The following is a 13,736-nucleotide window of genomic DNA, read 5'->3' on the forward strand; positions in this document are numbered from 1 at the left end:
GTCAGCGCGTGTTTGCCCAAGGGTTGCAGCATCTTGGAAACGGCGGCCGGCGGCACCTTCATGTCCGCGAACTGCCATTTCGGATTGCGGTCCTTGTCGATTATCGCCGCGCGGATGCCTTCGATGAAATCGCCATGCTCCGTCGCGCGAAAGGTAAAACGGTACTCCAGATCCAGTGCCTTTGCCATGCTCAGCGACGGCCCCCGCAACCGGTGTATGATCTCAATGGCGCAGGCCATCGACAGCGGTGAGGCGCGGCGCATTCCCTTGAGGGTTTCAGCCGCAAAATCGCTGCTGTCGTTGCTCAGGTCCGTCAATACATCGCCAAGGGCCTCGCCGCCAAAAAGCGCATTGATCTGATCGATCCGGCCGTGCAGCGTGCCGGGCGGTGCCACCTCTGCCGCGGCGTCAAGCACTGTCACATCGCCGTCCTGTTCAAGCTTTTCGATCAGGGTGGGCCAATGGTTCTCTGGCACGTAACTGTCTGCAAAACCTGCATATATCGCGTCTGCGGCCCCCATCCTTGTACCTGTGGTGCCCAGATATTCACCCAACCGCCCCGGTGCCAGCGCCAGCATCAGCGAGCCGCCCACATCCGGCACCAACCCAATGCCGCATTCTGGCATCGCGATCTGGCTGGTCTCGCCAACGATGCGGTGCGACCCATGACAGCCAATGCCAACGCCACCGCCCATGGTGAACCCTTGCAGGAACGACACCACAGGCTTGGGATAATTGAAAATACGGTTGTTCAGGCGGTACTCATCGGCCCAGAATTTCTGCCCGTAGGCATAATCGCCTTTGGTGCCGCTTTCATAAAGCTCGGCAATGTCGCCACCGGAACAAAATGCGCGTTCACCGATGGCATCGATGACAATCACTGCGACAGCATCGTCGTTGACCCATCTTTGCAAAGCCGCATCAATGGCCATGCACATGTCATAGGTCATCGCGTTCAACGCATGAGGGCGGGTCAGGGTGATCCGGCCCGCACACCCCGTGACGCGGATATCAATATCACTCATGTCCCGGACCTCAGCGATTCTTCAGCATGTCGCGCGCGACGATCACGCGCATGATCTCGTTGGTGCCTTCCAGGATCTGATGCACCCGCAGGTCCCGCACCAGCTTTTCGATTCCATAATCAGCAAGATAACCATAGCCGCCATGAAGTTGCAGGCATTGATCGACAACCTTGCTGCCAGTTTCGGTCACAAATTTCTTGGCCATCGCGCAGAATTTCGTTGCATCCGGCGCGCCTGTGTCCAGCTTCCATGCGGCCTGACGCAGGAAAACGCGCGCCGCCTGCAATTCAATCTCCATATCAGCAAGGCGGAATTGAAGGCCCTGAAACTGATCAATAGGTTTGCCGAAAGCGGTGCGTTCGCCCATATATTGCAGCGTGGCATTCAGTGCCGTCTGAGCGGCACCGAGCGAACAGGCTGAAATGTTCAACCGCCCACCATCCAGCCCCATCATCGCATATTTGAAACCCTTGCCCTCTTCGCCCACCAGATTTCCAGCAGGAATGTTGCAATTGTCAAACTGGACCTGAGACGTGGGTTGGCTGCGCCAGCCCATTTTATCTTCCAACCCGCCAAAACTAAGGCCCTCGGAGCCATCTTCGACATAGACCGTGGACACGCCCGCCGCGCCATTGTCAGACGTGCGCACCATGGCCAGATAGGCGTCGGAATAGCCGCCACCGGAAATGAAGGCTTTGGTGCCGTTCAGGGTGTATCCTTCATTCGTGCGCACCGCTTTGGTCTTGAGCGCCGCCGCATCGGATCCGGAACCGGGTTCCGTCAGACAATAGCTGAGCACGGTATTCATCGACAAAACATCATCCATGATCCGGGCTTTGAGTTCATCGCTGGCAAAACTATCGAGCATCTTGGCGCACATGTTGTGGATCGACAAAAACGCGGCAACCGAAGGGCAGGCCATGCTGAGCGCTTCAAAAACCAGGGTCGCATCCAACCGGGTCAGGCCAGAGCCGCCCGCATCCTCTGATACGTAAAGCCCGCCAAACCCCAGTTCGGCGATCTTCGGCCACAATTCCTTGGGAATGGTTTCGTCTTTTTCCCAGTCGCGTGCAAAAGGCGCGATATGTTCTTGCCCAAAGGCATAAGCCATGTCGAAAATGGCGGTTTGTTCTTCGCTAAGGGCAAAATCCATGGCTTCAGAGTCCTCGGGTGAAGATTGAAATGAACGCTTGTTTAATTATAGCAGTCTCATCTTCACCCGGCAACAGTTAGAGGCCTTCGTGGAACTCTTCGATCAGGTGTTTTACGACCGCTTCACCACCTTTGCCCTTTTCGGCGGTTGCATATACATCGCGCTGCCGCGTCGCACTGGCCCCGCTGGCCACAATGTCATGCAGGCGCTCGATCTCTTTGAGGCTGCCAAGCGCCTCGGCATCCTCAGCCAACATTTCGATCAATTCGTCCAACAAGTCATCGAAGGGACGGATGCTGCGCTCGCCAAAATCAATCAGGCCCTTTGACACGCCGTATCTCTGCGCCCGCCAGCGGTTCTCAGAAATCAGGAAACGATCATATTCACGCCAGCGCAGGTTGCGGTCGCGCAGCCGCATCAACATCCGCACCAAAGCTTGGGTCAGCGCGGCGAGCGCCAGCGCATCTTCCAGGCGCGGCTGCACGTCACAAATGCGCGCCTCAAGAGTGGGGTAGCGGTCAGAGGGGCGTAAATCCCACCAAATCTTGGTTGTATCTTCGATCACGCCCAGATCAATCAGGGTTCCGGTCGTGCGCTCATACTCAGCCCAACTGCCGAATTTCGGGGGCAATCCCGTGCGTGGCAGATTGTCAAAAACCGTCAGACGGTAAGAGGCAAGTCCGGTGTCGTCCCCCTGCCAGAAAGGCGAAGAGCACGACAGCGCCAGAAGATGGGGCAGGAAATAGCAAAGCTGTGGCATCAGATCAATGCGCAGGGTTTCCGCATCGATGCCAACATGCACATGCATCCCGCAGATCAGCATCCGTCGCGCGACACCTTCCAGCTCGCGTTCCAGAGTGCTGTAGCGTTCCTTGCTGGTGAAATGCTGTTCTTTCCAATCTGAAAACGGATGGCAGCCCGCAGCAATCGGGGCCAGATTGTAATCTTTCGCATGTTTGGCGATGCAGCTGCGCAAGCGGCACAGCTCTTCGCGCGCTTCGGCGACGGTTTCGCAAACTTTGGTGCCGATCTCCATCTGACATTGCAGGAACTCGGGACTGACCTGTTCGCCGAGCTCAGCCTGACAGGTCTTCATCAACGCCTCAGGTGCCGGGGTCAGCGCAAAGCTGTCGCGGTCAACCATGAGGTATTCTTCTTCGATGCCGATGGTAAATTTGTCTTGCATAGTCAATCTATACAATGCCGGACGCGGTTGCGCTACTGTGATCAGCCGCGTGTGGATCTGTCATGCCTGGCAACGTGGGCCGCGCGAATGAACGGGATGGGTAAACGCAAGTGACTATGGTTTGACGGACCGTTTCAGGCCGCGGCACCTGCCGCGCGGTCGCGGGCCTTTGCATCAATTTCACGAAACCGTTGCGGCAAAGCCCGGCGCAAAATATCAATCGGAATTGGCGCATCAGAATGCAAATGGTCAACAGGGTTGATCACTGGCCCGGGCTGTTCCATGGGTTCTGGTGTATGAAACACCTGCTGCTGCGGCGCCGTTTCGGGGGCGTCATCAAGCGGTTCGGGTCGTGTGTGATTGCGCGGAAACCGGGTCAGGGGCCTCGGTTCATGGATCCGGCAAAACACCTTTTCCTCAGGCTCTGGTTTTCCAAACAGCATCGCAAACATCAGTAATTTTCCCCAAAATCAAGATATTGCAAATTAGGGTAGAGATGGAATTTGGCAAAAATATGGCGCTAATTTAACGCTAATACGGGCACGCTGGCTGCTGCCTGCGTGCCCGAAGAGGGGTCAGATGACCAATTACTCCATCACAGGGATGGAAAATTCGCCGCCCTCTTTGATGCCCGAGGGCCAGCGGGCCGTCACAGTTTTAGTGCGGGTGTAGAATTTGAACGCATCCGGGCCATGCTGGTTCAGATCGCCAAAGACCGATTTTTTCCAGCCACCAAAGGTGTGATAAGCCAGCGGAACGGGGATTGGCACGTTGATACCCACCATGCCGACATTGATGCGATTGGCAAAATCACGCGCCGCATCGCCATCACGGGTAAAGATCGCGGTGCCGTTGCCATATTCGTGGTCCATGGCAAGGCCGATCGCCTCTTCATAGCTTTGCGCACGCACGCAGGTCAGGACCGGACCGAAGATTTCGTATTTGTAGATGTCCATGTCTTTGGTTGCGCGGTCAAACAGGTGCGGCCCAACAAAGAAACCTTCTTCATAGCCCTGCAATTTGAAATCACGGCCATCGACAACCAGTTCCGCACCCTGATCAATCCCGGTTTGCACCAATCGTTCAATATTTGCCTTGGCTGCGGCGGTCACGACCGGGCCGTAATCGACGTCTTTACCAGAGGTGTAGGGACCAACCTTGAGGCTTTCGATGCGCGGCACCAGCTTTTCGATCAAACGGTCTGCGGTCTCATCCCCGACAGGCACCGCCACGGAAATTGCCATGCAACGTTCGCCAGCCGCACCATAACCCGCACCAATCAACGCATCCGCGGCCTGATCCATGTCAGCGTCAGGCATGATGATCATGTGGTTCTTGGCACCGCCAAAACACTGCACGCGCTTGCCGTTTGCACAGCCGGTGGCATAGATGTATTCCGCAATCGGCGTCGATCCGACAAAGCCGACGGATTGAATGACATCGTGGTGCAGGATCGCATCCACCGCTTCTTTGTCGCCATTTACGACCTGCAGCACACCCTTGGGCAGGCCGGCTTCTTCCATCAGTTCAGCCAGCATCAGCGGCACGGACGGGTCACGTTCGGACGGTTTGAGAATGAAGGCATTGCCACAGGCGATCGCCGGGGCAAACATCCACATCGGGATCATCGCGGGAAAGTTGAAGGGCGTGATGCCTGCGGTAACGCCAAGCGCCTGACGCATCGAATACATGTCGATGCCGGGGCCGGCAGAATCGGTGTAGTCACCCTTGAGCAGTTCCGGCGCGCCGATGCAGTATTCAACCACCTCAAGGCCGCGCTGCACGTCGCCCGCCGCATCGGGCAGGGTCTTGCCGTGTTCACGGCTCAGCGCTTCGGCGAGTTTGTCCATGTTATCGTTGAGCAGGGACACGAATTTCATCATCACCCGCGCACGGCGCTGTGGGTTGGTTGCGGCCCATTTTGGCTGTGCCGCCTGTGCATATTTCACCGCCTGATCCAGTTCATCGGCGCTTGCCAACGGGCATTTTGCCTGCACTTCGCCGGTGGCGGGGTTCATGACGTCAGCAAACCTGCCAGACGTGCCTTTGACATGAGCGCCGTTCAGATAATGTGTGAGTTCTTTCATGGTCATCTCTCCCTTGATGTTGACAGCACGATAGGCTTGCAAAAAGACAAGGGAAAGAGGCAAGGTTCCAAAATGGTTTTGCATTTTTGCAAGACTGAGGCCAATCTCATCTGGGTGATACCGTCCATAATGAAAGACAGACATGGCGCATAACTGGGACGATCTGCGGCTGTTTCTGGCCGTCGCACGCGAACAAAGCCTGTCAGGGGCGGGAAAGGTCCTGCGCCTTGATCCCGCGACCCTGGGGCGCCGCGTGGCGCGGTTGGAAAAGACCCTGCAGGTTGGGCTGTTCGTGAAATCACCGCAGGGGTATGCGCTGACCGAGGCCGGCGTGCAATTGATGGAGCGCGCCGAGGTGGCCGAGCGTGCCATGCGGTTGGCCACCTCAGAGGTCGCGGTTGAAAGCGAACATCTGACCGGGCAGATCCGCATTGGTGCCCCGGATGGCTGTGCGAATTTTCTGTTGCCGCAGGTCTGTGCACAGATCGTCGCGAACAACCCCGATCTGGACATCCAGATTGTCGCCTTGCCACGTATCTTTAACCTGTCGCGGCGCGAGGCGGATATGGCCATCGGGGTCAGTGCGCCGACTGCGGGCCGGTTGGTGGTGCAGAAGATCACGGATTATCAGCTGCATCTGGCAGCATCCGAGACGTATCTGGCCGCCCGCGCCCCTGTGCACCACCTCGCGGACCTGAAAGACCACCGGCTGGTCGGCTATATCCCCGATATGATTTTTGACCGGGAACTGGATTATCTTGCTGAACTGGGCGGTGCGCGGGTGCCGATGGCATCCAACTCAGTCTCGGTGCAGGTCAACATGATACGTCAGGGGGGCGGCATTGGTGTGGTGCATGATTTTTCGCTGGGATTCGCGCCGGGGGTCCGCCGCATACTGACAGATAAATTCGGCCTGAAACGCGCCTTTTACCTGATCCGGCACGAAGATGACCAACGCAACCTGCGGTTAAGCCGCTTTGCACATGCGCTCAGCACCGGATTGCGCGCAGAAGTGGCCCGGATTGAGGCCCTGAACTAAGCCAAACACTTGACAGAACACCCAATGCTGGTGACGCTAAGACAATTGTCATCCAACCAAAGGAGCATTCAATGCTGGTGTCGCAAATTCTCAAGACAAAATCGGATGACGCGGTGTTCACGTCGCTGCCAACAATGTTGATTTCTGATGCTGCCAAGATGCTGTCGGAAAAACGGATCGGGACCTTGGTGATTTCCAAAGATGGCAAGACGCCTGATGGCATTCTGTCTGAGCGTGACATCGTGCGGGAACTGGGTGTCAAAGGTGGTGCGTGTCTGAAACAGACTGTCGCAGATCTGATGACGTCAAAGCTGGTCACCTGTAGCCTTGATGACCGGGCAGACGCCATTTTGCAAAAGATGACCGATGGCCGGTTTCGCCACATGCCGGTGCTGAAAGACGGTGAATTGGTGGGGCTGATTTCGCTCGGTGACGTGGTCAAAGCGCGGTTGACAGAACTCTCGATGGAGAAAGATGCCCTTCAGGGCATGATCATGGGCCATTAACCCAGAAATTCGGGTTGCACCCCAAAGCGCAGCGTGGTTGCGTGACCAGACTGACATGATCCAATCGAGACGAATTTATGCGCGTTGGCCTTTACCCCGGCACCTTTGATCCAATCACTTTGGGACACCTTGATATCATCCGCCGGGCGGCAACGCTGGTTGATAAACTGGTGATTGGTGTGGCGATCAACCGCGACAAGGGCCCGTTGTTTCATCTGGAAGAACGCGTGGCGCTGATTGAGGCGGAATGTGCGACCCTTGCTGAGCAAACCGGGATCGAGATTGTCGTACACCCTTTTGAGAACCTGTTGATCGACTGTGCCCGCGATGTCGGTGCGCAGATCATCGTGCGGGGCCTGCGGGCGGTTGCGGATTTTGAATATGAATATCAGATGGTTGGCATGAACAGGCAGTTGGACGATACAATCGAAACCGTGTTTTTGATGGCCGAGGCCGCGCATCAGCCGATTGCCAGCAAACTGGTCAAAGAGATCGCCCGCCTTGGCGGTGATGTCAGCAAATTCGTGACACCGCGGGTCAACAGCGAATTGCTAAAGCAGTTTTCCAAAGGATAAGGCGGGCGGGGCGCATTCACATCCGCCCCATGACCCCGGCCATATCGACCATCCGGTTCGAAAATCCCCATTCATTGTCATACCACGCCAGAACCCGCAGCAGATTGCCCTGCTGAACGGCGGTCTGATCGCTGGCAAAGATGGCGCTGCGCGGATCATGGTTGAAATCCATCGACACCAATTTGCGGTCCGTGACGCCCATCACCCCGTGCATGCCCTTGGCCGCCTTTGCCATCGCGGCGTTGACCTCGTCCGCGCTGGCGCTCTTGTCGGTCTCAATCACCAGATCAACGCAAGACACATTGGGCGTCGGCACCCGAATTGCGGTGCCGGTGATCAACCCGTCCAAGTCGGGCAGGACAACACCCAAAGTCTGCGCAGCACCCGTGGTGGTCGGGATCATCGAAAGGGCAGCGGCCCGTGCGCGGTAGAGGTCCTTGTGCGCCCGGTCATGTACCGGCTGGTTGCCGGTATAGCTGTGCACCGTGGTCATATGCCCGCGCCTGATGCCAAACGCCTGATGCAGGGCATGCGCCACGGGCACCAGACAGTTGGTCGTGCAGGACGCATTGCTGATGATCGTATCAGCCGCAGTGACCAGAGTGTCGTTCACCCCGTAAACGATTGTTTTAATGTCCCCTTTACCGGGCGCAGAGATCAGAACCTTCTTCGATCCGTTTTTGAGGTGAAGCCCTGCCAATTCAGGGCTGCGGAAAAAGCCGGTGCATTCGAGCGCGATATCCACATCAGCCCAGGGCAATTTGTCCGGCTCACGTTCAGCAGTGACGCGGATGGGCCCGCGGCCCACATCAATGGTGCCATCGCCCAAGGTGACAGGTTTGCCAAACCGCCCATGAACGGAATCAAATTCGAACAGATGCGCGTTGGTTTCCAGCGGGGCCAGATCGTTGATTGCCACAACTTCCAGATTGCCCTGGCTGCGCTCCAGAATGGCGCGCAGAATGTTGCGGCCGATGCGGCCAAATCCGTTGATCCCAAGCTTGACGGTCATGATGGCACCTTTTGATCAAATTATGCGATCAAAATGCGCGCTTCACCTGTGGTGTCAACGGCTCGACCCGGATTATAACGTACCGATACAATGTTTTACGCGGCACACTGACAACACTGGATCAGCGCCAGAAAGCGATCCATTCGATCAGTTCGAATAGTTTTTTGCCCAGAAAAACAAGGTGATCACTGCCATACACCATGCTGTCCAGCACAAGCGCGGCGATCAGGAACGCTCCTAAATATATGGCAATTCGGTTCGTCACAAACGCTCTCCGGGTGGCGTGCCCCGATATGACAGGGGTGCTGCATACGTGCAAGCATCAGAGCGCGCTATTTCTAGCCCAGGTTGCCCATCGCAACGGCAACATCCGCCATCCGCACAGAGAAGGACCATTCATTGTCGTACCAGCCCAACACGCGCACGGTCCGGCCCGCAACGACGATGGTCTGATCAGGCGCGAAAATGCAGCTTTCCTCGGTGTGATTAAAGTCGATGCTGACCTTATGTTCGGGATCATACCCCAACACCCGTTTCATCGGCCCATCGGCAGCGGCGCGCGCGGCGGCGTTAATCTCTTCAACGGTGACGACGCGCGACGCGGTGAAGGTAAGGTCGACAGCGCTGACATTGGGCGTGGGCACCCGCATCGCTGTGCCATCGAGCTTGCCTTTGAGCGAGGGCAACACCTCGCCCAACGCTTTGGCGGCCCCGGTCGACGTGGGGATCAGCGCCATCGCGGCAGCGCGGGCGCGGTAAAGATCAGAATGCCTGCGGTCCAGCGTCGGCTGATCACCGGTATAGCTGTGAATCGTGGTCATCAGACCCGATTCAATACCCACCGCGTCGTGCATGACCTTGGCCATCGGGGCAAGACAGTTGGTCGTGCAGGAGCCGTTTGAAATGATCCGATCGGATTTGACCATGGTGTCATGGTTCACGCCATAAACCACGGTACGGTCGACGTTTTTACCGGGGGCAGACAGCAAAACCCGCTTGGCCCCATTCTTGAGGTGGACATTCGCCTTGTTGCCGTCATTGAACTGCCCTGTGCATTCCAACACCACATCGCAGCCGGACCAGTCCAATTCTTCGAGATTGTAGGTCGACATCACTTCGATGTCGTTTTGGCCAAGGTTCATATACCCGTCGTCAATGCTCACCTCACCGGGGAACCGTCCGTGCACCGAATCGTATTTGATCAGATGTGCCGCCGTTGACAAAGGCCCTGTGGCATTGATCTTGACCACCTCGATATCGTCACGACCTGAGGACGCAATATGGCTGAGCGTGCAGCGGCCAATGCGGCCAAATCCGTTAATGCCGACTTTGATGGTCATGAAAACAATCCTTTAGGTGGCGTCCGTTGGCCGCTCTATATCGGGGGGGCGGCATGGGTTAAAAGGGGGAAAGATGCAGGATTTCCATATGTTAGCGTTAAACTTGACTGTTAGCGGTAAAAGTGGAGGGCCACCAAAAGGGTTTGCCCTCAGCCCGCAGAGTGCTAGCTAAAGGTTCTGACAGCAGGGGAACAGGTATGAGCGGATTGATTGCGTTACTCGATGATGTGGCGGCGATTGCCAAAGTGGCGGCGTCCAGTATTGATGACGTGATCGGGCAGGCGGCCAAGGCGGGAACCAAGGCTGCGGGCGCTGTGATTGACGATGCGGCGGTGACGCCCAAATACGTGCATGGATTTGAATCCAGCCGCGAGCTGCCGATCATCTGGCGGATCACCAAAGGATCGTTGAAAAACAAGCTGGTTTTTTTGCTGCCCATTGGGTTGCTGCTGTCGAATTTTGCGCCTTTCCTCATTCCGTTGTTTTTGATGTTGGGTGGGGCGTATCTATGTTTTGAAGGGGCCGAAAAGGTTGCCCATGCATTGGGCTTAAGTCACGGCCATGAGGATTATCCCGGTCACGACGAGGTGCCGGATGATCCTGCCCATCTCGAAGAACAAAAGGCCGCCGGGGCCATCAAGACGGATTTCATTCTATCCGCTGAAATAATGACAATTGCACTGGCTGCGATCCCGGCCAGCAATTTCTGGATGGAAGCGGCAACGCTCGCCGCTGTGGCAATCATGATCACGGTCGCTGTTTACGGATCTGTTGCGCTGATTGTTAAGATGGACGATCTGGGGCTGGCAATGGCCAATCACGGCCAGCTGGGCCTGACCCGCAGCCTCGGCCGCGGGCTGGTAAAAGCCATGCCGGGCTTTCTGCATCTGCTCACGATTATCGGTACCGCGGCGATGCTATGGGTTGGCGGATCAATTATCGTTCATGGGCTAGAGGAACTGGGGTTCGGCACCTTGGGACACTGGATACATGATGCGGCCTATGCTGCAGGACATGCTGTTCCGGCTGGAATTGAGGGGGCCGTTGAATGGTTTGCCAAAGCAGCCCTTGACGGCATTTTTGGTCTGCTGCTGGGGCTGGTCCTGATCCCCATTGGGGAAAAGATCGTCACCCCGATCTGGCGCAAGGTCATGAACCGCGATGCGGCAACTCAAGCTGCATTGAAATAAGCGAAGCGAGCGGGGCGATCCGCCTATTCTTCCCGGTCGCGCGATCGAAAGAGTTTCGCCGAAGCCAGGGCCGCAAGCATCAGCATTCCGGACATCGTATAAACGACAATCGCCAGCACCAATGATCCCCCGCCAATCAGCCAGACAACTGTGCAGAAGATTGCAAATAGGATCGCGCAGAGAAGATAGGCCAGCAACATGGATCAGGTCTTTCTGAGTTTTAAAAACATCAACACAGCAACTCTGTACGCAAAGGACTAACGTATCGTTAATTTAGTAAGTACTACTATAGATTGATTCTAGTATAAGTAGCAAAAAGGAAATTTCGCGATGATATTTTTGTGGGGAAGCTCCAATTACAGGTGATAATCACGAAAATCGCCGCTACCCAAAGGCAGCGGCGATTCATGTAACTCTCTTTTAAAGGCGGTGGCACCAATCGGCGCACAATTTTAGGTTGTGCTTGTTACGCCAGCAGTGCCTTGGCTTTTGCCGCCACATTTTCGGCGGTGATCCCGAACTTTTCAAACAGCTCTTCGGCCGGGGCAGAGGCCCCAAAACGGTCCATGCCGACAAAATCAGCCTTGCCGAATTTGCCACGTTCGCCGAGCAGCCAGCGATCCCAGCCCATGCGCACACCAGCCTCAATGCCGACACGTACGGCCCCACCGGGCAGCACGCGCTTACGGTAGGCATCGTCTTGTGCGGCAAAAAGCTCCATGCAGGGCATAGACACGACCCGCACACCAATGCCTTCGGCCTGCAAAAGATCACGGGCCTGCATGGCGACATGCACTTCTGACCCGGTGGCAATCAGGATCACCTGCCGTTTGCTGTCTGCATCGGCCAAAACATAAGCGCCTTTTTCGGTCATGTTGGTGTTCTTGTGCTCGGTGCGCACGGTGGGCAGGCCCTGACGGGTCAATGACAGCACCGATGGGGTTTTCTGGGATGAAAACGCGATCTCCCACGCCTCGGCTGTTTCAATCGTGTCAGCGGGGCGGAACACATAGGTATTTGGCGTGCTGCGGCTGATGGCCAGATGTTCAACCGGTTGGTGGGTTGGCCCATCTTCGCCCAGACCGATGGAATCGTGGGTCATCACAAAGACGGTTGGGATCTGCGACAGGGCCGCCAGGCGCATCGCCGGGCGCGCATAGTCGGTGAAACACATGAATGTCCCGCCATAGGGCCGGATGCCGCCATGCAGGGCCATGCCGTTCATCGCAGATGACATGCCATGCTCGCGCACCCCCCAATACACATACCGACCGGCGCGGTTGTCGACGTCGAACACGCCCAGATCACCGGTTTTCGTGTTGTTGGAGCCAGTGAGATCTGCGGACCCGCCCACCGTTTCGGGCAGGATCGGGTTCAGCACTTCCAGCACTTTTTCAGAACTGGACCGGGTCGCCAGTTTCGGTGCCGTGTCCGACATCTGCTTTTTGAAAGCTTTGATCGTCGCACTCAGTTTCTTTGGGGTGTCCAGCGCCAGCGCACGGTTAAAGGTCTCCCGCTTGGAGCGCGGCATTTTGTCGAACCGCTCTTCCCATTCTTTACGCGCATCCACGCCGCGCTTGCCGATGGCTTCCCATGCATTTTTGACATCTGCGGGCACTTCGAACGGGCCGGTTGTCCAACCATAGGCGGCCTTGGCCTCTGCGTTCTGATCGGCATTGGTCAGGGCACCGTGACCTTTGGAGGTGTCCTGTGCCGCGTGGCCCAGTGCGATGTGGGTTTTGCAGGCAATCATCGTCGGCTTGTCAGATTTACGGGCCTCTGTGAGGGCCGCGTCAATTTCATCCGGGTTGTGTCCGTCGATTTCGATTGTATGCCACTGGGCTGCTGCAAAGCGTCCCACCTGGTCAGTATGGTCGGACAGGCTCACGGGGCCGTCGATGGTGATGTTGTTGTTGTCCCACATCACGATCAATTTGCTCAACTTGTGACGTCCGGCCAGGGTGATTGCCTCTTGGCTCACCCCTTCCATCAGACACCCGTCGCCCGCGATGACGTAGGTATGGTGATCGACAACCTTGCTGCCATAGGTCGCGCGCAGAATTTCCTCGGCCATGGCAAATCCCACGGAATTGGCGATGCCCTGACCCAATGGACCCGTGGTCACTTCGATCGCATCGGCAAGAAAATTCTCAGGGTGGCCCGCCGTGCGCGCGCCCATCTGGCGAAAGTTCTTGATTTCTTCGATGGGAAACTGCGCATCGCCCACAAGATAAAGCAAAGAATAAAGCAACATGGACCCGTGACCGGCAGACAGAATGAACCGGTCCCGGTCAGGCCAAAGCGGGTTGGCGGCATCAAATTTCAGGTGCTTTTCGAACAATACCGTGGCCACATCAGCCATGCCCATCGGCATACCAGAATGGCCAGAGTTGGCTGCAGCAACAGCATCCAGGGTCAGTGCCCGAATGGCGGTTGCTTTGGACCAGTGGTCAGGGTGTGCGCGTGAGAGGGCTGTCAGATCCACGTGGAGGGCTTCCTTATAGAGGATGAAAATATGTTGCGCCCGTGCATATCAGCCGCCCCGCAAAGTTCAAGCCAAAGCGGCGCTTTGCGGCAAGGTCGCGGTGCAGCTAAGATCAGCTTTGCCGCGCAAGGCGCTGTT

General features: G+C 56.6%; 13 protein-coding genes and 1 pseudogene. 4 read left to right on the forward strand and 10 right to left on the reverse strand.

The window, feature by feature from the left end; all coding sequences use genetic code 11:
• Positions 1–8 precede the first annotated feature (8 nt).
• The 5 genes and pseudogenes from C1J02_RS21295 to C1J02_RS09780 form a co-directional block, all read right to left on the reverse strand.
• Positions 9–1,025, reverse strand: a pseudogene (locus C1J02_RS21295) (enoyl-CoA hydratase/isomerase family protein); the annotation flags it as partial.
• A gap of 10 nt (positions 1,026–1,035) precedes the next feature.
• Positions 1,036–2,178: an acyl-CoA dehydrogenase family protein gene (locus C1J02_RS09765; RefSeq protein WP_114878405.1), complete on the reverse strand. Its 1,143-nt coding sequence runs from the start codon at positions 2,176–2,178 to the stop codon at positions 1,036–1,038.
• Positions 2,179–2,254: 76 nt separating this feature from the next.
• Entirely contained in the window at positions 2,255–3,364 is a 1,110-nt protein-coding gene (locus C1J02_RS09770; RefSeq protein WP_114878406.1) for a carboxylate-amine ligase, read from the reverse strand.
• A 134-nt stretch (positions 3,365–3,498) separates the two neighbouring features.
• Entirely contained in the window at positions 3,499–3,816 is a 318-nt protein-coding gene (locus C1J02_RS09775) for a hypothetical protein (protein WP_114878407.1), read from the reverse strand.
• Between the two features lie 135 nt (positions 3,817–3,951).
• Entirely contained in the window at positions 3,952–5,451 is a 1,500-nt protein-coding gene (locus tag C1J02_RS09780) for a CoA-acylating methylmalonate-semialdehyde dehydrogenase (protein WP_114880494.1), read from the reverse strand.
• Between the two features lie 142 nt (positions 5,452–5,593).
• On the opposite strand from C1J02_RS09780, the gene C1J02_RS09785 reads away from it, so the two are divergent.
• The 3 genes from C1J02_RS09785 (at position 5,594) to coaD (ending at position 7,571) form a co-directional block, all read left to right on the forward strand.
• A complete protein-coding gene (locus tag C1J02_RS09785) occupies positions 5,594–6,490 on the forward strand; it encodes a LysR family transcriptional regulator (protein ID WP_114878408.1) in 897 nt (298 codons plus the stop codon).
• 71 nt (positions 6,491–6,561) lie between these two features.
• A complete protein-coding gene (locus C1J02_RS09790; protein WP_114878409.1) occupies positions 6,562–6,996 on the forward strand; it encodes a CBS domain-containing protein in 435 nt (144 codons plus the stop codon).
• A gap of 77 nt (positions 6,997–7,073) precedes the next feature.
• Complete coding sequence (coaD, locus tag C1J02_RS09795) at positions 7,074–7,571, forward strand: pantetheine-phosphate adenylyltransferase (protein WP_114878410.1); 498 nt, start codon at positions 7,074–7,076, stop codon at positions 7,569–7,571.
• Between the two features lie 16 nt (positions 7,572–7,587).
• Here coaD and gap (C1J02_RS09800) read toward each other — a convergent pair whose 3' ends face one another.
• From gap (C1J02_RS09800) to gap (C1J02_RS09805), 3 genes are all read right to left on the reverse strand, one after another.
• Positions 7,588–8,583 carry a type I glyceraldehyde-3-phosphate dehydrogenase gene (gene gap, locus C1J02_RS09800; protein ID WP_114878411.1) on the reverse strand — a complete coding sequence of 332 codons (996 nt, stop codon included), beginning with the start codon at positions 8,581–8,583 and terminating at the stop codon, positions 7,588–7,590.
• A 121-nt stretch (positions 8,584–8,704) separates the two neighbouring features.
• Positions 8,705–8,848: a hypothetical protein gene (locus tag C1J02_RS21055; protein WP_205389892.1), complete on the reverse strand. Its 144-nt coding sequence runs from the start codon at positions 8,846–8,848 to the stop codon at positions 8,705–8,707.
• Positions 8,849–8,921: 73 nt separating this feature from the next.
• A complete protein-coding gene (gene gap, locus C1J02_RS09805; protein ID WP_114878412.1) occupies positions 8,922–9,923 on the reverse strand; it encodes a type I glyceraldehyde-3-phosphate dehydrogenase in 1,002 nt (333 codons plus the stop codon).
• Between the two features lie 197 nt (positions 9,924–10,120).
• Between gap (C1J02_RS09805) and C1J02_RS09810 the strand changes: the two genes are divergently transcribed.
• Positions 10,121–11,113, forward strand: a complete 993-nt coding sequence (locus tag C1J02_RS09810) for a DUF808 domain-containing protein (RefSeq protein WP_114878413.1) — start codon at positions 10,121–10,123, stop codon at positions 11,111–11,113.
• 23 nt (positions 11,114–11,136) lie between these two features.
• On the opposite strand, the gene C1J02_RS20885 is transcribed toward C1J02_RS09810, so the two are convergent.
• Together C1J02_RS20885 and tkt are read right to left on the reverse strand one after the other, a co-directional pair.
• Complete coding sequence (locus C1J02_RS20885) at positions 11,137–11,313, reverse strand: hypothetical protein (RefSeq protein ID WP_162798296.1); 177 nt, start codon at positions 11,311–11,313, stop codon at positions 11,137–11,139.
• 266 nt (positions 11,314–11,579) lie between these two features.
• Complete coding sequence (tkt, locus tag C1J02_RS09815; RefSeq protein ID WP_114878414.1) at positions 11,580–13,598, reverse strand: transketolase; 2,019 nt, start codon at positions 13,596–13,598, stop codon at positions 11,580–11,582.
• Positions 13,599–13,736: the final 138 nt, after the last annotated feature.

Source organism: Sulfitobacter sp. SK011 (genome assembly GCF_003352065.1).
In the GTDB taxonomy this organism is placed as follows: domain Bacteria; phylum Pseudomonadota; class Alphaproteobacteria; order Rhodobacterales; family Rhodobacteraceae; genus Sulfitobacter.

Excerpts from the sequence above, each read along its gene's own strand:
- C1J02_RS09765 (WP_114878405.1), bottom strand. The coding sequence starts at position 2,178 with ATGGATTTTGCCCTTAGCGAAGAACAAACCGCCATTTTCGACATGGCT.
- C1J02_RS09770 (WP_114878406.1), bottom strand. The coding sequence starts at position 3,364 with ATGCAAGACAAATTTACCATCGGCATCGAAGAAGAATACCTCATGGTT.
- C1J02_RS09775 (WP_114878407.1), bottom strand. The coding sequence starts at position 3,816 with ATGTTTGCGATGCTGTTTGGAAAACCAGAGCCTGAGGAAAAGGTGTTT.
- C1J02_RS09780 (WP_114880494.1), bottom strand. The coding sequence starts at position 5,451 with ATGAAAGAACTCACACATTATCTGAACGGCGCTCATGTCAAAGGCACG.
- C1J02_RS09785 (WP_114878408.1), top strand. The coding sequence starts at position 5,594 with ATGGCGCATAACTGGGACGATCTGCGGCTGTTTCTGGCCGTCGCACGC.
- C1J02_RS09790 (WP_114878409.1), top strand. The coding sequence starts at position 6,562 with ATGCTGGTGTCGCAAATTCTCAAGACAAAATCGGATGACGCGGTGTTC.
- coaD (WP_114878410.1), top strand. The coding sequence starts at position 7,074 with ATGCGCGTTGGCCTTTACCCCGGCACCTTTGATCCAATCACTTTGGGA.
- gap (WP_114878411.1), bottom strand. The coding sequence starts at position 8,583 with ATGACCGTCAAGCTTGGGATCAACGGATTTGGCCGCATCGGCCGCAAC.
- gap (WP_114878412.1), bottom strand. The coding sequence starts at position 9,923 with ATGACCATCAAAGTCGGCATTAACGGATTTGGCCGCATTGGCCGCTGC.
- C1J02_RS09810 (WP_114878413.1), top strand. The coding sequence starts at position 10,121 with ATGAGCGGATTGATTGCGTTACTCGATGATGTGGCGGCGATTGCCAAA.
- C1J02_RS20885 (WP_162798296.1), bottom strand. The coding sequence starts at position 11,313 with ATGTTGCTGGCCTATCTTCTCTGCGCGATCCTATTTGCAATCTTCTGC.